This is a genomic window from Rhizobium sp. KNZ14-9A (assembly GCF_056755015.1).
Map to the genome: position 1 here is coordinate 795,085 of NZ_JBPGXB010000004.1, position 22,804 is coordinate 817,888.

The following is a 22,804-nucleotide window of genomic DNA, read 5'->3' on the forward strand; positions in this document are numbered from 1 at the left end:
CCGCTGCCTTTGACATCAGGGTTCTGGAGGAACGCATGGATTTCCAGACGGCATTTCCGATCGCTGTTATCGACGAGGATTTTGACGGCAAGAGCGCCGCCGGCCGTGGCATGCGCGATCTCGCCGGAGCCATTGAGAGAGAAGGATTCCGGATCGTCTCCGGCGTTTCCTACGAGGACGCTCGTCGTCTGGTCCATGTCTTCAACACCGAATCCTGCTGGCTGGTCTCCGTGGACGGAGCCGAGGACAAGGCCACGCGCTGGCAGGTGCTGGGAGAGGTCCTGGCCGCGAAACGGCGAAGAAATGACCGACTGCCGATCTTCCTCTTCGGCGACGATACAACCGCCGAAGACGTTCCAGCCTCAGTGCTGCGCCACGCTAATGCCTTTTTCCGGCTATTCGAGGATTCGGCGGAATTCATGGCGCGCGCCATCGCGCAGGCCGCCCGCAACTATCTCGACCGGCTGCCACCGCCAATGTTCAAGGCGCTGATGGATTATACGCTGGAAGGCGCCTATTCCTGGCACACACCCGGCCACGGCGGCGGTGTCGCTTTCCGCAAAAGCCCGGTCGGCCAGCTCTTCTATACGTTCTTCGGCGAGAACACGCTCCGCTCCGATATTTCCGTATCGGTAGGCAGCGTTGGCTCGCTTCTCGATCATGTCGGTCCTATCGCCGAGGGTGAGCGAAATGCGGCGCGAATATTCGGCACGGATGAGACCCTGTTCGTCGTTGGCGGCACTTCGACCGCAAACAAGATCGTCTGGCATGGCATGGTCGGGCGCGGTGATCTCGTGCTCTGCGACCGCAACTGCCACAAGTCGATCCTGCACTCTCTCATCATGACGGGTGCAACGCCCATCTATCTGACGCCGTCTCGCAACGGGCTCGGCATTATCGGTCCGATCTCGAAGGACCAGTTCACGCCTGAGGCAATCGCCAGCAAAGTCGCCGCAAGTCCTTTTGCAGGGCAGACGAGCGGCAAGGTCCGGCTGATGGTCATCACCAACTCGACCTATGACGGGCTCTGCTACAATGTCGATGCGATCAAGGCGTCGCTGGGTGACGCGGTCGAGGTGCTGCACTTCGACGAGGCCTGGTATGCCTATGCCAATTTCCACGAATTCTACGATGGCTTCCACGGAATTTCGTCGAACCAACCCGCGCGCTCGCAAAACGCCATCACCTTTGCAACGCAATCGACCCACAAGCTGCTGGCCGCCTTTTCTCAAGCATCGATGATCCATATCCAGCATGCCGAGAACAAGCGTCTCGACATCACGCGCTTCAACGAAGCCTTCATGATGCACACCTCGACCTCGCCGCAATATGGCATCATTGCCTCCTGCGATGTCGCGGCCGCCATGATGGAGCAGCCGGCCGGGCGTGCGCTGGTGCAGGAGACGATCGACGAGGCCATCAGCTTCCGCCGGGCCATGAATGCGGTAAGAAAACAAACAGAGGGCAGTTGGTGGTTCGACGTCTGGGAGCCGACGGTTGCCGAGCAGACCCCGAGCGATACCCATGCCGACTGGGCTCTGAAGCCGGATGATGCCTGGCATGGTTTTACCGGGCTTGCCGAAAATCATGTCATGGTTGACCCGATCAAGGTTACCATCTTGTCGCCGGGCCTCTCGGCAAGCGGCGTCATGGACGAGCATGGCATACCGGCCGCCGTCATTACCAAGTTCCTGTCATCTCGACGCATCGAGATCGAAAAGACCGGCCTCTATTCGTTTCTCGTGCTCTTCTCCATGGGTATTACCCGCGGCAAGTGGAGCACGCTCGTCACCGAGCTGCTCAATTTCAAGGATCTTTATGACGCCAATGCGCCATTGACCCGGGCGCTGCCGGCGCTGGCAGCCACCCATCCGCAAGCCTACGCCGGCATGGGGCTGAAAGATCTCTGCGAAAAAATTCATGCGATCTATCGCAAGGACGATGTGCCGAAGGCGCAGCGCGAAATGTACACAGTCCTGCCCGAAATGGCATTGCGGCCCGCCGACGCTTACGATCGACTGGTCAAGGGCGGGATCGAGAGTGTCGAGATCGACAATCTCATGGATCGCATCCTCGCTGTCATGATCGTTCCCTATCCGCCCGGAATTCCCCTGATCATGCCAGGCGAGCGGATCACCGAGTTGACGAAGTCCATTCAGGATTACCTGCTCTACGCCCGTGACTTCGACAGCAAGTTCCCCGGTTTCGAAACCGATATCCACGGTCTTCGCTTCGCTCCTAGTGACGGCGGACGCCGCTATCTTGTCGATTGCATTGCAGGGGAGGGGCAGGAATGATCCCGCGCGATGTAAAATCTCCGACGGTCGCCATACCGTTTCACAAGATGCTGAAGATCGTCGCCGTCATAGACCGCGATAATTCTCAGGCTCAGGAGCTGGTGGCACAGATCACCGCCCAGGGTTTCGAGGTGGAGGTGCGCGACGACTATTCGGCCGACGTATCTGAGGATGCTGAGGTCGGTGCCTATATCGGCTCGGTCGAAGGTGGGCAGTTACCGGCGGCACGAAGCTTCCTTCGCTCCGTGAGGGATATCGGCTTTCGCACGCCGATCTGGGCGATGGCCGATACGCTGACGATTGCTGATATGGATGTCGTGGAAATGGCGGGCGAGGTGGATGGTTTCGTCTATCTCGGCCAGCAGACGCCAACCTTCTATGCCAAGCAGATCGTCTCCAGCGCGGTCAACTACGGCAGGTCGCTCCTGCCACCGTTTTTCGGCGGCATGATGGCCTATGACGGCGAGGCGAACATCGCCTTCGATTGTCCAGGGCATCAGGGCGGTCAGTTCTATCGAAAGTCGCCGGCCGGACAGCTCTTCTTCAAGTATTTCGGGGAGAGCATTTTCCGCAACGACCTCTGCAACGCGGATGTCGATCTCGGCGATCTCCTGATCCATGAAGGCCCTGCCGTCGAAGCACAGAAACAGGCGGCCCGCATCTTCGGGGCGGATCGTACCTATTTTATCCTCAACGGAACGAGCACCTCCAACAAGGTCGTTGCCAACGCGGTGCTGCGCAGCGGCGATCTCGTGCTCTTCGACCGCAACAATCACAAATCCCTGCATCAGGGCGCTCTTGTGCAGGCTGGCGCTATCCCGATCTATCTGCCGACTGCCCGCAATTCCTTCGGCATGATCGGCGCCGTCGATTGGGCGGCGTGGGACGAGGCATGGCTGAGGCAAAAGATAGAGGAGCATCCGCTCGTCGCCGACAAGAGCCGTGCGAAGGCGGAACGACCTTTCCGCCTGGCCTGCATCCAGCTCGCGACCTATGACGGCACGATCTACAATGTCAGCCAAGTGATGGAGAAGATCGGCCATCTCTGTGACTACGTGCTCTGGGACGAGGCCTGGATCGGCTACAATGCCTTCCACCCGCTCTTCGAGGGCCATAGCCCGATGCGGCTAAACGAATTGTCGGCTGATATGCCGGGGTTGTTTTCCACCCAGTCGGTTCACAAGCAGGGCGCAGGTTTCTCCCAGGCATCGCAGATCCACAAGCGGGACGAACATATCAGCGGCCAGCGCAGGTTCGTCGAACACAAGCGTTTCAATGAATCGCTGCTGATGCATGTATCGACCTCTCCCTTCTATCCGCTTTTCGCCTCCCTCGATGTTAACGCCAAGGTGCATGAGGGCAAGGCCGGTGAGATGCTCTGGGACCGCTGCATCGAACTCGGGATCGAGGTGCGCAAGAAACTGCGCGGCTTCGTGGATCATTACGAGACCAAAGCAGCAAGCCCAGAAGAACAGTGGTTCTTCGATCCCTTCGTTCCAGACAGGGTCTCGGTTTCAGGCTCGAAACATACCAGCGATCTCGCCGACACCAGATGGGAAGATGTCCCAACGCAGATACTGAAACGCGAGCAGCAATGCTGGCGGTTCGATCCGGAGGCAAAATGGCATGGCTATGCAGGCTATGCGCCCGGCTACACCATGGTCGACCCCAACAAGCTCACAATACTCACACCCGGCATTGACCGGAAGACTGGCGGCTATCGCGAATTCGGTATCCCGGCGACTGTCGTCGCCAACTATCTGCGCGAACAGCGGGTCGTGCCAGAAAAATGCGACTTGAACAGTCTCCTCTTCCTGCTGACCCCGGCCGAGGACGAAAGCAAGCTGAACACGCTCGTTGCCAAGCTCGTCAAGTTCAAGAACTTGTGGGACCGCGACGCGCCGCTGCAGGAAGTGCTGCCGACCGTATATGCGGCCAACCGCGAGCGCTATGCCGGTTATACGGTCCGTCAGGTCTGCCTGGAGATGCATTCCTTTTATCGAGAGGCCGGCGTCAAGGAACTGCAGCGCCTTTGCTTCCGCTCTGAGAGCTTCCCGGAGCCGGCAATCGCCCCCAAGCGGGCCTATGAGGCGCTGGTCGCCAACAATGTCGACTATGTGCCGCTGACGGAGGCCGCCGGCCGCATTTCCGCGACGTTGGCACTGATCTATCCGCCCGGCATCGGCGTGATCGTGCCAGGCGAGCGCTGGGACGACAGAGCGCAGCCGATGCGGGACTATTTTCTGGCCTTCGAAGAATCCTTCAACCGGTTTCCGGGCTTCAATTACGAGGTCCAGGGCGTGTTCCAGGAGCGGATCGATGGGCGGATCAAATTCCACACATATGTCGTGCGCGAGTAGGGGTTGGGGAGGATTTCATCATGACAGACAACACGATGCATCTTGCAACTGACGCTACAGCCAAGAAGAAGATGAACCTCGTGCAACTCACCTTCATCGTTGCTGTCAACATGATGGGATCGGGCATCATCATGCTGCCCGCCAACATGGCGCAGGTCGGTGCAATCTCGCTCCTTTCCTGGCTCGTGACCGCCATCGGCTCGATGGCAATCGCCTATGGCTTCGCTCAGGCCGGGCTGTTCAATCAGCGCCCCGGGGGCATGTCCGCCTATGCGGAAGACGCCTATGGGAAAGACGGCTACTTCATGGTGTTCTTCCTCTATTTCCTCTCACTTGCCGTCGGCAACGTGGCGATCGGCATTTCAGCCGTCGGTTATCTGGCGGGGTTCTTTCCGGTGCTGACCTCGACACCCATCATGACCTGCCTGGCGCTGATCGTGCTCCTGTGGCTGACCACGGCCGCCAATTTCGGTGGTCCGCGCATCACCGGCCGCATCGGCTCCATCACGGTCTGGGGTGTCATCCTTCCCGTTGGTCTGCTGTCGATCATCGGCTGGCTTTGGTTCAGTTCCAGCACCTTTGCCGCAGCCTGGAATCCGAAAGGGCTGACGCTGGGGCAAGGGATGGGATCGAGCATCTCGCTGACGCTCTGGGCCTTCCTAGGCATGGAGTTTGCCGCTCAGAATTCCGATGCCGTCGAAAACCCGAAGCGCGACGTGCCGCTTGCCTGCATGTTCGGCACGCTGGGTGCTGCTGTCATCTACATCCTGTCGACGACGGTCATTCAGGGCATCGTGCCGAATGCGGATCTCGCCACCTCCACAGGGCCGTTTGCGCTCGCCTATGCCACCATGTTCAATTCGACGATCGGTTCGATCGTCATGGCGCTGGCGGTATTGGCCTGCCTCGGCTCGCTGCTTGGCTGGCAGTTTACGATCGCCCAGACAGCGAAAACCGCTGCCGATGAGCGGATGTTCCCATCGATATTCTCGCGCGTGAACGAAATGGGAGCGCCTGTGCGCGGCATGATCATTCTTGGCATCCTGCAGACCTGTCTTGCCCTGATGACCATATCGCCGACGCTGAGCGAGCAGTTTTCCGCGCTCGTCAACCTCGCTGTTGTCACCAATGTGCTGCCTTACATCATCGCTCTGTCGGCGCTGTTCGTCATGATGAAGACGGCCCGTGTGCCTCAGGCGAAATACCGGCTGAACGCTACGATCGCACTTATCGGCATGGCCTATAGCGTGTTTGCCATCTACGCCTCCGGCAAGGACGCCGTGCTCGGCGGTATGATCGTCACAGGTATTGGTTTCATCATTTACGGCCTGATCGCTCCGCGTTTCGCCAATGGCGTGAGCGGGGCGCCGACCAAGTAACGGAGGGAGGACCAGACATGTCAAGAAGAAATGGTCGTTGGACGGTCATTGCCGTCTCTGTCCTCACCGCGACGGCTGCTATCAGCACACCCGCGTGGGCGCAGACGCTTGACCGCGTCAGAACAAACAGTGCGTTGAAGCTCGGCTACGATGCGGATGCCAGGCCATTTTCCTTCAACGCCGAACAGGGCAAGCCCGACGGCTACGCTGTTGCCCTCTGCAACAAGATTGCCGATAGCCTGCGAGCACAGCTAAACCTGTCAAAGCTCGATGTGGAATGGGTTTCCCTGTCGGGCGACGCCAAAACGCAAGCCATAGAGAGCGGCGCGGCGGACCTTGTCTGCGGCGCGGAACCGGTGACGCTGACGCGCAGGCAGCAGGTCTCGTTCTCCATCCCTATCTTCCCGAGCGGTACCGGCGCGCTCCTCAGCGCGAGCTCTCCGCTGGCGCTACGCGAAGTGCTGCAATATGGCGAACCGTCGAGCCGTCCCGTCTGGCGCGGTTCACCGGCCCGCACGATCCTGGAGCACAAGACCTTCTCCTCGATTGCGGGCACGACGAGTGAAGGCTGGCTGACCGACAGGATCAAGACTTTCCAGCTCTCTGCAACGGCGACGCCCGTCAATAGCTACCAGCAGGGGATCGAACGCGTGCTGGATGGCAGTTCGGCGGTGCTCTTCGGTGACATGCCGATCCTCATGGATGCTGCCGCCCGCAGCGACAATTCCGGCAACCTCATCGTTCTGCAGCGTCATTTCACGTACGAACCGCTTGGTCTCGAGCTGGCACGCGGCGACGAGGACTTTCGTCTCGCCGTCGACCGTGCGCTGAGCCAAGCCTATGCCGCGCAGGATTTCCGGACATTCTTCACCACTTGGTTCGGGCCGCCGGATGAAGCGACCGTGACATTCTTCCGGCAGACGGCGCTGCCGGAATAGCACTGCGCATTGCGACCGATCATCGACGGTCGAAGAGGGTGGCGCGCTCCGGAGCAGGTCAACCTGACTTGTAACCCGTCTGTATGCCGAAGCTACAAACATGGATTCAGATTGCCGAATGGGAGTGGTGGCGTGAGCCTCCTTTGGAAAGAAATTCGTGACAATCCGATGCTGTGGCTGCTCGTCGCGGTACCCGTGGTCTTTGTCGCTGCCAGCGTCGCCCCCGAGGCTCATACTCTGCTTTTCATCCTGTCGGTGCTTGCTGTGATACCGCTCGCCGGTCTCCTGAGCCACGCGACCGAATCCGTTGCGGCAAAAACGGGCGACGCCGCTGGCGGGCTGCTCAACGCCACGCTTGGAAACCTGACAGAACTCGTCATAGCGCTGACTGCCCTGCGTGCCGGACAATATACCCTCGTAAAATCATCCGTCGCCGGTGCGATTGTCACGAACACGCTGTTCATGCTGGGGGCGTCGTTTTTGCTCGGCGGCCTCAAGCATCACAGTCAGGAGTTCAATCGAGCCAATGCGCGTCTTCAGGCGGGTCTGCTCTTCCTCGCCACGATCGGCCTGCTGATGCCGTCGGCGGTTGCTTCGATGGATTCGGCGTCGGCGACTGCAGTCATCCAAAAGCTCAGCTTCGGCCTGGCGATCCTGCTCATCGTCGGATATGGGTTGGGGCTGTTGTTCACTCTCAAAACACATCGCGAGTCCTTTGCCGCAGCCGAGCACGCCCAGGCGGAGGAAGCGCCGTGGCCGATTGGTACGGCCCTCGCCACACTTGCCGGTGTCACGATACTGGTTGCGCTGGTCAGCGAGATCTTCGTCGAGTCCGTGCAGGAGGCAGCCAAGGTTTTCGGGATGACGCCTGCCTTTGTCGGCTTCATCGTCGTCGCATTGGTCGGCGGCGCCGCCGAAATGGCTTCGGCATTTTCCGGTGCGCGCAAGAACCGCCTCGACCTGAGCGTGGGTATTGCCCTCGGCAGCGCGTCGCAGATCGCGCTGTTTGTCGCCCCCGTGCTGGTATTGTTGAGCTATCTGATCGGTCCGACACCGATGGATCTGCAGTTTGCACCTGGCGTCGTGGTCATGGTTTTCCTGGCGACAATCACGGCGATGTTTGTCACCAATAGCGGGCGCTCGGCATGGTTCATCGGCGTGTTGGTGCTGATGGTTTATATGATCTTCGCCATGACGCTGTATGTTTTGCCCGACCGAACGTAATGGGGCGCATCTGCGGGGAGGGGGGGCGGTCGTGGACGCGCCTTTGGCAACTGTCGTATGTGAAATGGCCTCTCAGCAGATAGACCCGTGAAACTAGGGCGGAAGATTTGGTGCCGCAACCTACACTTATCCCTGGCCCGAACCGCAGGGAGGTCAACGACGTGCCCTTAAAACCTGACCATAAATTGACCCATAGGGAGATGCGGCGCCTGTTCTTCGTCGCGCTCGCAAGGCAGCTTCGTGTGATCTGGCCAATCCTGTCGGGGATCGTCTCGGTGATGATCGTGTCCGGGCTTATAATCTGGCGCATAGAAAATTGGCGCATCGATGAAGCTGTCTATTTCACTTTCGTCACGGGCCTGACCATCGGCTACGGCGATTTTACCCCCAAACATGTTTCGTCGCGAATATTGTCGTTGGTGATCGGCTTTGCGGGAATTGTGCTGACCGGCATTGTCGCTGCCGTCACTGTAAAAGCGTTGAATGCCGACGACTGGGAACCTTGATTCCGCGTTCGGCTACGCTCTTACCCTCGGGATCGCGCAATTCAATCTGGTGTGAAGTGATCCAATCGAACCGTCCGAGCAGATATACGGAGCTACTTTATGAGCCGAGAGCGTGGACGAAGGAAATTGATGCTCCGACTTCCCGACATCCGTCATCATCTTGTTGGCATAGCCAGCGAGACGCTGGGGGAAATGTTTGAGGCCTACGATCTTGCCGTCGATGCGCTGGACCGTTTCCGAACCCAGCATCCGGGAGAAGACAAACTGATTACCGAATATGAGCAGCTTTGCCTAGAAATAGAGCGGGAGGTTCTCGTCTATTGCGCTGACCGCTGAACCGGTCCGTCGAAACCGGTGGCAGGATCATGCCCTGCTCCGCTTGCTGCGGTCGCAGGCCAGGCCCAGGCTCGCAACAATTCATAGAAGACGCTGAGGACCACCGGTCCCAGGAACAGGCCGAGAAGCCCGTGCGAGAGCGTGCCGCCGATGACCCCGATCAGGATGACGGGCATCGGGGTCGAGAGACCGCGCGCCATCAGTATGGGCTTCAGGACGTTGTCGACAACTGTGATCGGTATCGCGAGACAGGTAAAGACAAGAGCGACGGCCGACGGCCAGGAAAACCATGCCCAGATGATCATGGGCAGAAGCACCAGCCCGGGACCCAGCTGCATCACGCAGAGCATGAAGACCGCGAAGGTTAACGCACCGCGTGCCGGAATGTCGAAGAAGGCAAAGCACAAGCCGCAAAGCAGCGTCTGCAGGAAGGCGACGCCGATGACGCCCCGCGAGACATTCCGCACTGTCGTTCCTGCAAGCCTGGCAAAGCCGACACCCTTCTCGCCGGCGATCCGGTTTGCCAGCAGCTGCGTTGCGGCCGCCAGTCGTGTGGCCCGCGTGAGAAACAGGCCGGAGAGCATGATCGAGGCGACGAAGCTCAAGACACCGCCGCCAATCGAGGCGAGCTTTGCGACGACAGCGCCCATCACCTCGCGAATGGGCGCCTGAAACTTGATGATGGTGGACGCCATGTCGCCGGCAATCTGGTTCCAGGTATTGTGAAGCCGCTCCCCAATGACGGGCCATTCCTTGATGGCTAGCGGTGCTGCAGGCAGGGTGAACTCTCCCGTCCACACCTTGCTGATCAACGCCTGCACAGTGTCTGCGAAATTGACCGCGACCAGGGCGAGCGGCGCGATGATCAGGACGAGGCAACCAACGACGACGACGACCGCCGCAATCACTGGCCTGTTGCCGATCAGCCGCGAGAGTGCATCGAACATTGGAAACAGCGCCACCGCAAGAATGGCTGACCAGATGACGATCAACGCGAAGGGAGCGATAAGCTCCAGGGTCCAATAGGCGAAAAGCCCGATGATGCCCAGTCGGACGAGATCGCTGACGCGTGCCTCTACCGAAATCTGCCCCGCACTGCTCCTTTGCGGGGTCGCATCGTTGACCTGCTCCATGACTACACCCATTCCGCTGTGCCTAGCCGGACCCATCGTCATGACGTCGTGTCGGGTACCACATGCCGGATAGCGCGATCTTCGACGTAGGCCGATGGGCGTTTCTGGCGCTTTCCGAGGTCCGGCGCTTCGAATTTCAGGCGCTCATAGGGGATTGATTGCAGGATGTGCGAGATGCAGTTGACCCGCGCCCGCTTCTTGTCATCGGAAGGTACGATCCACCACGGCGCGTGGTTGCTGTCCGTCATCCTCAGCATCTCGTCATAGACGCGCGTATAGTCCCACCAGCGCTGGTAGGATTCGACATCCATGGGGCTGAGCTTCCATTGCCGCAACGGATCGTCGATCCGGCGTCTGAAACGCCGTTCCTGCTCTTCCTCGCTGACCGTCAGAAAATACTTGAGCAGAATGACGCCGCTTTCGACGATTGCAGCCTCGAAACGCGGCGCCAGCTCGAGGAAGCGCTGCGCTTTTTTCTCACTGGAAAAGCCCATCACCCGATCGACGCCTGCGCGGTTATACCAACTACGATCGAAAATCACGACTTCGCCGGCGGCCGGCAGATAGGCGATGTAGCGCTGCATATAGATCTGCGATTTCTCACGGTCGGTCGGCGCGGGCAGGGCGATCACGCGAAAGACACGCGGACTGACCCTTTCTGTTATGCGCTTGATCATCCCACCCTTGCCGGCGGCATCGCGCCCCTCGAAGACGATGACGATCCGTGCACCGGATTTCTTGACCCAGGCCTGAAGATGGGCCAGTTCCACCTGCAGCCGGGTGATTTCCTTCTCGTAATCCCACGACTTCTTTTTCTTTTTGCCCTTGCCGGTGCTGGATGCTTCACCATCGGCTAGTTTGGCCTCGTAATTCTCGTCCATGTCTCCCTCCTTCTGTCATTAAGGGGCAGTACCCGCCGGTGCGGCATTGCCGATCTGGTCGATATCGCCAATCAGCGTCCGCAGGGCTTCTTCTCTGCCATTGAAAATATTCTCCGCTCCAACAGTCTTGAGAACCCCGGCCCGTTCGAGAATGGCGCGGCTCTCATCGCTGAGATCGGCGAATGCGAAGATGATGTTCCGTGTCACGAGAATTTCGGCGACGGCTTCGAGCGCAGTCGCGCCGGTGCTGTCGATCTGCGTGATGGCGCTGGCGTCGAGCACCAGGCATTTGGTGTCGGCGGGAAGCGCCTTTGCGACTGACATCAGCCGGATACGGACATAATCTGCGTTATAGAACAGGATACTGCCCTGGACCGCGAAGACCGCGGCACCCGGGACGGGGCGGGCTTCCGGGTAGCGCTGAAGATCGAAGAAACCGTGCCGACCTTCGATGCGGCCAAGCAGGCCGTCGCGTGGAAACATGGTCTGACGCAGTAGATAGGCGAAGGTTGCGGCGACGGCGACGATCACGCCGTTGAGAACGCCGAAGCTGATCGCTCCCCACATGGCTATGAGCGCGAAGACGAATTCCATGCGGCTGATACGCCAGATCTTCTTGAGTTCGTGAATATCGATGAGGCTGATGGCAGCCGCCACAAGAATTGCCGCAAGCGCAGGAATTGGAAGAACCCGCAATGCGCCATTCAGGAAAACCAGCGCCGCAATCAGTGTAGCTGCCGAAACGAGCCCGGCGAGCTGCGAAACGCCGCCCGTCGATAGATTTATGGCAGTGCGGGAATCCGACGCGCTGATCGGAAACGAACCGAAAAGGCCGGGCGCGATATTGGCAGCACCGAGTCCGATCAGTTCCTGATTGGCATCAACCTCCTCGCCGGTCCGCGACCCGAAGCTGCGGGCCGTTACGATGCCGGCGCCGAAGCTGACTAGAAAGATCGTGGCCGAGCCGAGCACGATCTTGTCGATCGGCATCTTATAGAATGCCGGCAGGGAAAAGCTCGGCATCCCGCTCGGCAAGTCGCCGACGACAGCGATGCCACGGCCCTGAAAGTCGAAGATCGCTGACAGGATGACCGAGACGACGACGACCAGAACCGGGCCTGGAACTTTCAAATTAAAGCCACGGACGATCCAGAGCAAAGCGAACATCGCAAGCCCGAGAGTGAGCGAAGGCCAGTGGATCAGGTTGCTCTTGGCAAACAATTCGACCAGCGGTGAGATCAATCCCTCGGATTCGATTTTTACGCCGGTGAACCGGCCGATCTGTCCGACAAGGATTGAAAGCGACACGCCGGCGAAAAAGCCGACCAGGATCGGACGGGAGAGGAAGCTTGCGAGGACACCGAGCCTCAGCAGCTTCGCGGCGATGCAGCAGATGCCAACCCCCAGCGCAAGCGCCGAAGCGATGGCCACCCGGTCGACATCCGTGCCTGCGGGTTCGGCTATGATGATGGTGCCCATCGCCGCCGCAAGCACAGTCATCGTCGCAGCATCGGGCCCGACAATCAGCAGCCTGGAAGGCCCGAAAATCGCATAGGCGATCGGCGCGACAATGCTCGCATAAATGCCGGTCTCAGGAGGCAGACCGGCGATGGCAGGATAGGCGATCGCACTCGGCAGGCCGACGGCGGCGATCGACAGCCCGGCCGGGATATCGCTCCGGAACCAGGCCTTGTTGAAACCGGCCAAGCCTCGCAACACTGGAAGACTGCTTATCACCGCGGACTCCTCTTGCTTCCTCAAGCTTCTCCGGCATCAAATCGCTGGCAGAAAAACGATCGGCGCCTCCCAGCCGCGATCCTGCCGGCGGGAGGTGGCCCAGACGAACAGGAACGGCCTGATTGCATGCAGGGTGAACAGCCTCACGCATCCGGCGACATGGATAGCGTCCTGATGGGAATGATTTCGTGCCTTGGCCATGAGATGATGAATGTCGATTGCGAGCACCGCGCAGAAAAGGGTGACGACGACAAAGACCAGCACGCCTGAGGCAAAATAGTCGAGAAACACGATCGCTCCCTTCGGGCTGGCCTTGCCGAGCCGTTTCATCGCTATCGACAGCGGCATATTAGGCTCGTTTTCGTGCTGAGGCCCGTAGCATCGCGTAAGCTCTATTGAAGCACTGGAAGTTCCACCGTTTGCGGAGATCATCTCTGTGTGAAGGTAAAAAGGCTGGATCAAAGAGGCAGCGGTCATGTCAGCATTCGCGCCTGGGATTCCAGTGGGCTTTCGAAAGCCGGCTAACGTAAGATCGTGTATTTTACGTCTGCTGCCGATCGTTCTGCTATATACTTTTTCTCGTCTGCTTAGCGCAATTTGACAGCGGGGGCGGGGATGGTGCCGGGAGAACAAGGTTCGACATTTTTGTCCGCCCTGGAGGCGGCTGAGACTTATTTTCCCGACCAGAAGCGGCTGGTGCAGAGGCTTTTTTATGTAAACGAGCAATTTCACAGCATGTGTGAGGATCTCACTGCTGCGGCACAGGCTTTGGCGCACGTTGAGCGCTTACCGGAGGAGCTTCGGGAAGCGCGGCGGCTGGAATATGCGGGTCTCGTCGATGCCCTGTTGAAAGAGATGGGGGAGGCGATTGCCCAGTCGAAAATTGTGGTGCTCAGGCCGTTCCCGCAGACCGGCCCCAAATCTTCGTAAGCGTATCTATCATTCAATGGTCCAAGGGAGTTACGTGCGTGATGAAAGCAATATCCCGCAAACTGCTTGGTGGATTCTCTGCGCTGGCGATTATTGCGTTGCAACCGGTGCTCCCAGTGCGAGCACAGACGCAGGTCCCTCTCCCAACGGCGGCTCCCGCGCAGGTGAGTGCCGAGCAGCCCGCAGCCGCGCTTCTTTCCGATGACGAGCTTGAAGTGCTCGTAGCGCGGATCGCGCTCTATCCGGATGAGTTGGTTGCGGCAATTTCGGCAGCTTCGCTCTTTCCTCTGCAGATCGTCGAGGCGCAGCGCTTCCTGGAGGCAAAGAAGAAAAATTCCGAACTCAAACCCAAGAGCGATTGGGACGGCAGCGTCGTCTCGCTGCTCAATTATCCTGACATCGTCAAGATGATGAGCGAGGATCTCGACTGGACCCAGTCCCTTGCCGATGCGCTCACCAATCAGCAGAAGGATGTCCTGATCGCCATCCAGCAGCTTCGCGACGAAGCGGTGGAAAAGAACATTATCAAGACGGATGACAAGGTCACGGTCGTCACCGAAAACGACAACATCATCATCCGGCCGACCGATCCGGAGAAGATCTATATCCCGCAATATCCGCCGGAAATGCTGTATGAACCAGGTTATGTGTCGGCGCCGATCTCCTATTATCCCGATTATTACGACAACTATTATTACCCCGGGGCGGCGTTCTTTGCGGGCGCTGTGACCGGCCTTGCCTGGGCGGCCGTCGTTAACTGGGATGACTGGGGTGTATGGGGCGGCCGCTGGGATGGCGATATCGACATCGACTGCAACAATTGCCTAAACGACCGTAACTTCAACGGAAAGATGAAGTGGAACGACGTCGACTGGAGCAATGTCGACCGCAGCAAATTGAACATCAGCAAGGACCAACTTGCGAAAATCGACCAGTCGGCGATCAAGTCCGGCCTGCAAGGCGATAATCGCAACCAGCTGCGCAACAAGGCCAAGGACATCCAGGCGAGCCAGTTGCCCGGCAATCGGGCCAACGCGGCACGTGCCCAGGATATTCGGAAAAACACGGCGCAGGGCCTGAAGGACAGACCGCAGGCAAATCGGCCAACGGCGGGAAATCGGCCGGCGGCCGCAAATCGCCCAACGGCTGCAAATCGACCCGAGGCTCGTCCTGAGAGAGCAGCCAATCGTCCATCCAAACCTGCGCAGAAATCCGTCAAGAAGCCCAACAAGCCACAAATGGCCTCCAGACCCGACAATCGCGGACGGCAACCAAGCGCACTTGGCAACGTCCAGTCCGGTCGCCGCGAAGCTGTCGCCTCGAAACGGGGAGCACAGAGCATGGGTGCCCATCGCCAGTCAGCTCGCCCCGCCCAGCATCGGCCGCGCCCGCAGGGTGGCGGCGGTCGTGGCGGCGGTGGCGGCCGTGGTGGCGGACGGCGGTGAGACCTCTTTCCAGCTCAGGGAGTTGCATGATGAGACGCCAATCGACCGTAATTCCGCTCATGTTCGCGGCAGCGCTTTGTGCGATGCCGCCTGCGCCGGCGCTTTCGCAAGCGCAGACAGATCTCGCCGAATACAAAGCGGCAACGTCCTCACCGAAATTCGACAGTCCGGAGCTCGCGCTCGACAAGCTGAAATCGGTGCTGGGCTCCAGCAATATCGACGATCTTGCCGCTCTGCTGGGCCTTAAGGCGGACAAGCTGCGCTCCAGCAACGAGGCGATGATCGCTTACGGATTGATCCGCGAGGGCGCCGAGCGGCAGGCGGTCTTGCGGGATTTCGAAGGCATGAGGATTGTTGCGATCGGCGATCGGCTCTGGCCGTTGCCGTTTCCGCTGACCGAAGGCAAGGACGGCAAATGGTCCTTCGACACTGAGCGCGGCCTCGAAGAGATCGTCAATCGCCGCATTGGCGAAAACGAACTCGCCACCATCGACACCATACATGAATATGTGGCGGCCCAGTATCAATATGCATCGGAGGATCGCGACGGCGACGGCATCTATGAATTCGCAAAGAAATTGATCAGCAGTCCTGGCAAGCTAGACGGGTTGTACTGGGATCCGAACCTCTATCCCGAGGAAAGTCCGGCAAGCGCGCTCGTCGAGACGGCAGCCTTCGGTGCCGCCAAGCGCGGGGAGGGCTATTACGGCTATCGTTACCGCATCCTGACATCTCAGGGTGACAACGTGCTTGGCGGCAAGCAAAGCTACGTCATTAACGGTTATATGACCGGCGGCTTTGCGCTGATTGCCTGGCCGGTCAAATACAGGGTCACGGGCGTCCAGACATTCATGGTCAATGGTGCAAGCGTCATCTACCAGCGGGATCTTGGGCCCCAAACGGAAGAGCGCGCGGCGGCAATCAAGGATTTCAACCCTGACGCCAGTTGGACCGTGGTAAGCGAATAGAATTCAGCCGGCAGGGTCCTGCGCCGCCGGCGAAAGACGCAATGCAGCCGCCATCGCGCGGTTGGAGTATCGCTTCTTGCCCGTGACCTCGCGCCCCAGCCATTGAGGCAGGTTCGGTTGCTCATCCTCGCTCGCCATTTCGATCTCGGCGAGCGTCAGTCCCTCATATGCGCCGGCAAAGACATCCACATCCCAACTCTTGCCATCGTGGAGAACTCGGTAGCGGGTCTTTTCGATGATACGGCCTGCCGCGCGGAGCAAGAGATCGCGCGCCTCCTCGACCGGAATCTCATACTCATATTCCTCCCGGGCAAGGCCCGGCGTACGAAATTTGATCGTTAGGCGCGCCGAGCACCCATCGATCAGGCGGACACGGATAGGGTTTTGATCGCGCCGGCAAAGATAGGCCTGTTGCAGCACATGCGGCTCGCCGGCGCAAACGCGCCAGCTGTCGTCGCGGACCAGAAACTTTCGCTCGATCTCGGTCGCTTTCAATTCGATATTCCCTCGCTCAAGCCTGCTGTTGCCGGTCAGTTGACAGGCGGTTCCCAGGTGAGGAAGAAGCCAACATCTCCTGGCATGCCATCCGGAAAATTGATGATCATCGCCTTTAGCCCGTAACCCTGCGGTTTGGCGACCTCCTCGAACAGTTCGAGAAGCGCCTTGGCTTTGCCCTGCAATGTCTTCTGCCAGCCGGGCAGGTTGTTATTGATGGCGCGGCCGCTATCCGTGCAGAAAGTCGATGGAAAACTGTAGATCAGCGCCTCGCATTTACCGTCTGCGGCCGCTTTCGTAACCAGCCGCTTAATGACGGCGCGTTCCGTTTCCCCGATCTGTTTGCGCAAAAAATCCTCGACGAATTCGGCATGTTTCTTTGCCTCACGTGCCCTGATCTTTTCGTTGCGCTCCATTTCCAGAAGCTGGAGTTCCAGAGCGTGTTTGCGCAGGTCCTCTGTGCTCGTCATAGATTGGGATGTGGGCGTCCCATTTAATGTCATCGCCGGCTCCTCCAGAATGAGGATGATGATAGAGCGCACGGGAAGACGAGGGCAGTAAAATACACGTCCATTGCGGTAGGATACGGTATTTTACGCCAGCTTATGTCCAGCTGTAGTCACCCTAACGATCATGCGATCGATTTCCGAAATCCTTCCTTTAAATTAGCCGTTTCTACTAAATCTCGTTGCCGTCGTGGCGACATGGGACTATCGTCGACGACTGCATACTGCAGGTTGTGATCAATCGGATTCGGGGGAACCGATGGCAAATGCAGGCGTTGACAGAGCTTGCGGCAGCGCATCTTCGCAGGAGGAGGTGCTGCAGCAACTTGAGTGCATTCTATCCAGCCCGGAGTTTCGACTTCCCGAGCGGGCGGGGCGATTCCTTGAATTTATTGTAAACGAAACACTTGCGGGCCGGCGCGCGTATTTGAAGGCCTTTACCATAGCACAGGCTGTTTTCGGCAGGGATGCAAACTTCGATGCTCAGCAGGATCCCTGTGTCCGCATCGAGGCCGGCCGGCTGAGGCGGGAGCTGGAACACTATTACCTAACCGCCGGCAGCACTGACCGGATCATCATCACGGTTCCCCGTGGCGGCTATGTACCGGTCTTCGACGTCAGACAGGATATCGAGCACGCGGATATCTCAAGCTTCGTACGAGCCCCTCGGCCTATACCCGGACGAGATGAGGCCGAGCAGGTCAATGTCGTCAGGAGCACGATCAGCCGAGACGGGGCGGGCAGTCATGTTTCGCGCCTCCGATATTGGCTTCTTGCGGGATGCGTGGGGATCGTCCTTGTCTCGATGGCAGCGATGCTTCAGCATGCCAACTTGTTCGACACGGAAACCAAGGCGGCGAGGGGAGTAACCAGTCGCCCAACCATCGTTGTCGAGCATTTTGAAAGCGCCTCTGATGGCGGACAGGCATCCGATATTTCTCGGGGTATCACAGACGCTATTATCGAAAAGCTTGTCCCTTTCAACGATATTATCGTGGTCGCTCCCCTGCCGCGCAATCGAGAAGGCCAGGCGTCGCAGCCACTCTATGCTCTCCAGGGAAGCGTGCGGTTGGAAGGCAGCACCGTGCGCTCAACGGCAAGGCTCGTGCGACGGATGGACGGAGTTGTCATCTGGGCAAACAATTATAATGCCGACATGAAAGTGCAGGGCATCCTGAAAACGCAGGCGAGCCTTGCAGACCACATCGCGACGGCGGTAGCGCGGCCGTTCGGCGTCATGTTCAAGGCGGACACCGCAAGCATTGCCGGGAGCCCGGACGCTTTTTCCTGCATTCTGTCCTACTATAGCTATCGCAGCGAGATGACCGTGAAGGCCCATGAGGTTGCGAAGTCCTGTCTGCAGCGGGCCGTCGAGAAGACACCCGACGACTCCAATGTTGCTGCCTTCCTTTCGCTGGTTCATCTCGATGAGTTCCGCTTTCCGTATCAATTGAATACCAAGCCGACCGCCGCCACGCTCAATCTTGCAAAGGAGCTTGCCGAACGCGCCGTGCAGCTCGACCAGAAGAATGCGCGCGCCCTTCAAGCGCTAATGCTGGCCAACTTTTTCAGCAATGACATGGTCGCAGCCCTGCGCGCCGGCGAGGCCGCCTATGCCAGCAATCCGAATGACACGGAAGTGGCGGGTGAATACGGCTTGCGTCTGTCGATGTCGGGAGAATGGAGCAGAGGCTGTGAACTGATTTCCGACGCCATCAGCAGGAACGCGGGGCCGCGCGGCTATTACGAGGTCGGGATGGCGCTCTGTGCCTTCATGCGGGGTGACACCCAAGCCGCGGAACTTTGGTCGCGCATGTCGGACTTGAACTATAATCCGATGCATCGCCTTGTCTTGCTCTCCATCCTCGGCACCCTTGGAAAAACGGCCGAAGCAAAGGAGCAACTCGATTGGATCCAGCTTCGGTCACCCGCACTGATCCCGAACGTCAGGCAAGAAGTCGCCAAGCGGCTGGCCCGGACCGAGGACCAGGAGCGTTTCCTTGCCGGATTGAAGGCCGCCGGACTGCCTGTTTCAGATGACAAAGCGCCCCTTAATTGAAGTGGGTATCGCATATTGCGATGACCGCAGCACTGAGGCAGCCGTTCGCCAGCGAGCAATCTTGCGTCGTTCGCCCAGTCCAATGTGGGAGTAGGTGCGTTTCATTGCATTTTCCTTGCGATTGATAACCCATTGGCATCATTCGCAAGTCGCACTTGAAAATAGAATGTACCCGGCTACACATGATGTGGCGGGGAAGTTGGAATGTCCGCTGGTTGGCAAAGTTAAAATGTCACTTTGCGCTTCGGCACGGCACGGCGATTAGCTCCGATCTGAGCGGCTGATCCCGCTTGCAAGATCAGATCGGGGCGGGTGAGGCACACCCCTTCGGCTTTAGCTTTGAGACTATCCGATCGACCATTCACTCCGCAGCAGGTCGCGATAACGCCTTCGCGCGCCGCATAATCACCGCCGGATCGTTCATGAAATCCGTCTTTGGCCCAGGCTTGCGGCCACGCGGCGTATAGCCATTCTTGGCGCTGTTGGTCTTCACCTTCGGCTGCGGCTGATCCTGGCGTTCCTTGATATAGGCCAGCACATCGCCAAGCCGCTTGTTCTCGGTAATCGCCGCATGTGTCACTCGCTGATCCTTGTCGAACACCGTGTAGGGCAGGCAATACCCCTTCCAGCGCACATCCAGGCGTCCGTCAGCATAGGCATAGGTCTCGACATAGCGTCCGACCAGACCACGCGTCACCTCAGTCTCCTCCAGCATGATCCGCTTGCGCTCGAACGAAAACGTCAACTGCGATCCGACATAGCGCTGCTCTCGTTTGCACAGGATCTCCTTCAACCGATCCGGTGCAAGATTCATTGGACGATGCAGATCGTCGGGCCGGGCAGGGGCAATCGCAAAGCGTGCGTTGTAGTCTTCCATGAAGCCAGGCAACAACGCATTGCCTGCCTCCATGTTGCAGATCCCGGCCAGCCGCAACTCCTTGACCAGCCGATCTTGCAGCGTCCGGTTCATCCGCTCGACACGCCCCTTGGCCTGACTGGAATTTGCGCAAAGAATCTCGATGCTTAGCTCGCAAAGCGCACGCCCGAACTGGGTCATGCCCTGGCCACCCTTGGCTTCCTTCTTCGCCACCCGGAACACCGAATGCTTGTCCGAATAGAAGGCAACCGGTGCGCCATGACGCTCGAGATAGAGCTCCAATGCCTCGAAGTAAGTGAAGGCGCTTTCCGAGCGCACAAAGCGCAACTGCATCAATCGACCAGTCGCATCATCGACAAAGACGAGCAGCGAGCACGGGTCACCGCGATCCTCGAACCAGCGATGCTCGGACCCATCGATCTGCACCAGCTCGCCATAGGCCTCGCGTCGCAGCCGCGGCTGATGAAACGTTCGACGCTGTTTGCGCGACAGCCAAAGCCCGGCCTCCGACATCCAGCCACGCAATGTCTCGCGCGACACCCGCAATCCATCACGCTCGGCAAGCTTCTCGGCCGCCAGCGTCGGACCGAAGTCCGCGTAGCGTTCACGAACCAGCGTCACCGCGTAATCCCGAACACCATCGCTGATCCGGTTGTTCGACGGCCGGCCGATCGCCTTGTGCCGGATTGATGCTGCGCCGTCAGTGCGCATCCGCTCCAGAAGACGGCGGACCTGGCGCGTGCTCAGATCAAGCACATGCGAAGCCGACACCATCGTCATCCGGCCGGCCATCACCTTGGACAAAATCTCGATCCGCTGCAGATCACGCTCGCTCATCGCAATCAGTCCCATCCGCAATCTCCCAGGTCATTAAAACCCGGGGAGAGTGACATTCCAACTTTGCAGAAACAGGACACTTCAACTTTGCGGCTACACATGATGTCAAAGCTGATTAGTACTGCGCCATTGTCAGCCAGTTAGAAACGCGACACTGGCTCTGATGATCAGCCCCCGATCCGGCCGGCTGGGCCGGGTTGAAAGGGCGGAGCGGGGGCGGGTGAGGGGCACCCCTTCGGCTTTAGCTTTGAGACTATCCGATCGACCATTCACTCCGCAGCAGGTCGCGATAACGCCTTCGCGCGCCGCATAATCACCGCCGGATCGTTCATGAAATCCGTCTTTGGCCCAGGCTTGCGGCCACGCGGCGTATAGCCATTCTTGGCGCTGTTGGTCTTCACCTTCGGCTGCGGCTGATCCTGGCGTTCCTTGATATAGGCCAGCACATCGCCAAGCCGCTTGTTCTCGGTAATCGCCGCATGTGTCACTCGCTGATCCTTGTCGAACACCGTGTAGGGCAGGCAATACCCCTTCCAGCGCACATCCAGGCGTCCGTCAGCATAGGCATAGGTCTCGACATAGCGTCCGACCAGACCACGCGTCACCTCAGTCTCCTCCAGCATGATCCGCTTGCGCTCGAACGAAAACGTCAACTGCGATCCGACATAGCGCTGCTCTCGTTTGCACAGGATCTCCTTCAACCGATCCGGTGCAAGATTCATTGGACGATGCAGATCGTCGGGCCGGGCAGGGGCAATCGCAAAGCGTGCGTTGTAGTCTTCCATGAAGCCAGGCAACAACGCATTGCCTGCCTCCATGTTGCAGATCCCGGCCAGCCGCAACTCCTTGACCAGCCGATCTTGCAGCGTCCGGTTCATCCGCTCGACACGCCCCTTGGCCTGACTGGAATTTGCGCAAAGAATCTCGATGCTTAGCTCGCAAAGCGCACGCCCGAACTGGGTCATGCCCTGGCCACCCTTGGCTTCCTTCTTCGCCACCCGGAACACCGAATGCTTGTCCGAATAGAAGGCAACCGGTGCGCCATGACGCTCGAGATAGAGCTCCAATGCCTCGAAGTAAGTGAAGGCGCTTTCCGAGCGCACAAAGCGCAACTGCATCAATCGACCAGTCGCATCATCGACAAAGACGAGCAGCGAGCACGGGTCACCGCGATCCTCGAACCAGCGATGCTCGGACCCATCGATCTGCACCAGCTCGCCATAGGCCTCGCGTCGCAGCCGCGGCTGATGAAACGTTCGACGCTGTTTGCGCGACAGCCAAAGCCCGGCCTCCGACATCCAGCCACGCAATGTCTCGCGCGACACCCGCAATCCATCACGCTCGGCAAGCTTCTCGGCCGCCAGCGTCGGACCGAAGTCCGCGTAGCGTTCACGAACCAGCGTCACCGCGTAATCCCGAACACCATCGCTGATCCGGTTGTTCGACGGCCGGCCGATCGCCTTGTGCCGGATTGATGCTGCGCCGTCAGTGCGCATCCGCTCCAGAAGACGGCGGACCTGGCGCGTGCTCAGATCAAGCACATGCGAAGCCGACACCATCGTCATCCGGCCGGCCATCACCTTGGACAAAATCTCGATCCGCTGCAGATCACGCTCGCTCATCGCAATCAGTCCCATCCGCAATCTCCCAGGTCATTAAAACCCGGGGAGAGTGACATTCCAACTTTGCAGAAACAGGACACTTCAACTTTGCGGCTACATACAATGTCAAAGCTGATTAGTACTGCGCCATTGTCAGCCAGTTAGAAACGCGACACTGGCTCTGATGATCAGCCCCCGATCCGGCCGGCTGGGCCGGGTTGAAAGGGCGGAGCGGGGGCGGGTGAGGGGCACCCCTTCGGCTTTAGCTTTCTCAGTGGCAATTGTTCCGTCGCCG

At 59.0% G+C, this 22,804-nt stretch carries 18 protein-coding genes and 1 pseudogene; 11 read left to right on the forward strand and 8 right to left on the reverse strand.

Annotated elements, in window-relative coordinates; all coding sequences use genetic code 11:
* Window positions 1-35 precede the first annotated feature (35 nt).
* From ACR9ZQ_RS33980 to ACR9ZQ_RS34010, 7 genes are all read left to right on the forward strand, one after another.
* The gene (locus ACR9ZQ_RS33980; RefSeq protein ID WP_481429910.1) at window positions 36-2,297 is read left to right on the forward strand and encodes an Orn/Lys/Arg family decarboxylase; all 2,262 of its coding nucleotides are present in this window, start codon (window positions 36-38) and stop codon (window positions 2,295-2,297) included.
* Complete coding sequence (gene speC, locus ACR9ZQ_RS33985) at window positions 2,294-4,657, forward strand: ornithine decarboxylase (protein WP_481429911.1); 2,364 nt, start codon at window positions 2,294-2,296, stop codon at window positions 4,655-4,657. The genes ACR9ZQ_RS33980 and speC overlap by 4 nt, the downstream gene beginning before the upstream one ends.
* A gap of 20 nt (window positions 4,658-4,677) precedes the next feature.
* Window positions 4,678-6,036, forward strand: a complete 1,359-nt coding sequence (gene potE, locus ACR9ZQ_RS33990) for a putrescine-ornithine antiporter (RefSeq protein WP_481429912.1) — start codon at window positions 4,678-4,680, stop codon at window positions 6,034-6,036.
* A gap of 17 nt (window positions 6,037-6,053) precedes the next feature.
* Window positions 6,054-6,974: an amino acid ABC transporter substrate-binding protein gene (locus tag ACR9ZQ_RS33995; RefSeq protein WP_442207495.1), complete on the forward strand. Its 921-nt coding sequence runs from the start codon at window positions 6,054-6,056 to the stop codon at window positions 6,972-6,974.
* Window positions 6,975-7,106: 132 nt separating this feature from the next.
* Window positions 7,107-8,198 carry a calcium/proton exchanger gene (gene cax, locus ACR9ZQ_RS34000; protein ID WP_442207496.1) on the forward strand — a complete coding sequence of 364 codons (1,092 nt, stop codon included), beginning with the start codon at window positions 7,107-7,109 and terminating at the stop codon, window positions 8,196-8,198.
* A gap of 200 nt (window positions 8,199-8,398) precedes the next feature.
* A complete protein-coding gene (locus ACR9ZQ_RS34005) occupies window positions 8,399-8,704 on the forward strand; it encodes a potassium channel family protein (protein WP_310389172.1) in 306 nt (101 codons plus the stop codon).
* Between the two features lie 99 nt (window positions 8,705-8,803).
* Entirely contained in the window at window positions 8,804-9,040 is a 237-nt protein-coding gene (locus ACR9ZQ_RS34010; RefSeq protein ID WP_481429913.1) for a hypothetical protein, read from the forward strand.
* Here ACR9ZQ_RS34010 and ACR9ZQ_RS34015 read toward each other — a convergent pair.
* From ACR9ZQ_RS34015 to ACR9ZQ_RS34030, 4 genes and pseudogenes are all read right to left on the reverse strand, one after another.
* Window positions 9,022-10,173 carry an AI-2E family transporter gene (locus ACR9ZQ_RS34015; RefSeq protein WP_481430973.1) on the reverse strand — a complete coding sequence of 384 codons (1,152 nt, stop codon included), beginning with the start codon at window positions 10,171-10,173 and terminating at the stop codon, window positions 9,022-9,024. The genes ACR9ZQ_RS34010 and ACR9ZQ_RS34015 overlap by 19 nt on opposite strands.
* Window positions 10,174-10,211: 38 nt before the next feature.
* Entirely contained in the window at window positions 10,212-11,054 is an 843-nt protein-coding gene (gene ppk2, locus ACR9ZQ_RS34020) for a polyphosphate kinase 2 (protein ID WP_310389080.1), read from the reverse strand.
* A gap of 18 nt (window positions 11,055-11,072) precedes the next feature.
* Window positions 11,073-12,791 carry a SulP family inorganic anion transporter gene (locus ACR9ZQ_RS34025; protein ID WP_481429914.1) on the reverse strand — a complete coding sequence of 573 codons (1,719 nt, stop codon included), beginning with the start codon at window positions 12,789-12,791 and terminating at the stop codon, window positions 11,073-11,075.
* Window positions 12,792-12,860: 69 nt separating this feature from the next.
* A pseudogene (locus tag ACR9ZQ_RS34030) lies at window positions 12,861-13,082 on the reverse strand (DUF3302 domain-containing protein); the annotation flags it as partial.
* A gap of 324 nt (window positions 13,083-13,406) precedes the next feature.
* Between ACR9ZQ_RS34030 and ACR9ZQ_RS34035 the strand changes: the two are divergent.
* From ACR9ZQ_RS34035 to ACR9ZQ_RS34045, 3 genes are read left to right on the forward strand one after another with little or no spacing between them, the layout of a single operon-like run.
* Window positions 13,407-13,721 carry a hypothetical protein gene (locus ACR9ZQ_RS34035; RefSeq protein WP_481429915.1) on the forward strand — a complete coding sequence of 105 codons (315 nt, stop codon included), beginning with the start codon at window positions 13,407-13,409 and terminating at the stop codon, window positions 13,719-13,721.
* 41 nt (window positions 13,722-13,762) lie between these two features.
* Window positions 13,763-15,166 (forward strand): DUF3300 domain-containing protein, encoded by a 1,404-nt coding sequence (locus ACR9ZQ_RS34040; RefSeq protein WP_481430974.1) that lies wholly within the window; start codon window positions 13,763-13,765, stop codon window positions 15,164-15,166.
* A gap of 29 nt (window positions 15,167-15,195) precedes the next feature.
* Window positions 15,196-16,134: a DUF2950 family protein gene (locus ACR9ZQ_RS34045; RefSeq protein WP_481429916.1), complete on the forward strand. Its 939-nt coding sequence runs from the start codon at window positions 15,196-15,198 to the stop codon at window positions 16,132-16,134.
* 3 nt (window positions 16,135-16,137) lie between these two features.
* Here the strand turns inward: ACR9ZQ_RS34045 and ACR9ZQ_RS34050 are convergent, their stop codons facing one another.
* Complete coding sequence (locus ACR9ZQ_RS34050) at window positions 16,138-16,629, reverse strand: CYTH domain-containing protein (RefSeq protein ID WP_481429917.1); 492 nt, start codon at window positions 16,627-16,629, stop codon at window positions 16,138-16,140.
* Between the two features lie 35 nt (window positions 16,630-16,664).
* A complete protein-coding gene (locus tag ACR9ZQ_RS34055) occupies window positions 16,665-17,132 on the reverse strand; it encodes a hypothetical protein (protein ID WP_481429918.1) in 468 nt (155 codons plus the stop codon).
* Window positions 17,133-17,394: 262 nt separating this feature from the next.
* Between ACR9ZQ_RS34055 and ACR9ZQ_RS34060 the strand changes: the two genes are divergently transcribed.
* A complete protein-coding gene (locus tag ACR9ZQ_RS34060) occupies window positions 17,395-19,194 on the forward strand; it encodes a hypothetical protein (protein ID WP_481429919.1) in 1,800 nt (599 codons plus the stop codon).
* A 361-nt stretch (window positions 19,195-19,555) separates the two neighbouring features.
* Here the strand turns inward: ACR9ZQ_RS34060 and ACR9ZQ_RS34065 are convergent, their stop codons facing one another.
* Entirely contained in the window at window positions 19,556-20,923 is a 1,368-nt protein-coding gene (locus ACR9ZQ_RS34065; RefSeq protein ID WP_222350584.1) for an ISNCY family transposase, read from the reverse strand.
* A gap of 254 nt (window positions 20,924-21,177) precedes the next feature.
* Window positions 21,178-22,545, reverse strand: a complete 1,368-nt coding sequence (locus tag ACR9ZQ_RS34070) for an ISNCY family transposase (protein WP_222350584.1) — start codon at window positions 22,543-22,545, stop codon at window positions 21,178-21,180.
* Between the last annotated feature and the right edge of the window lie 259 nt (window positions 22,546-22,804).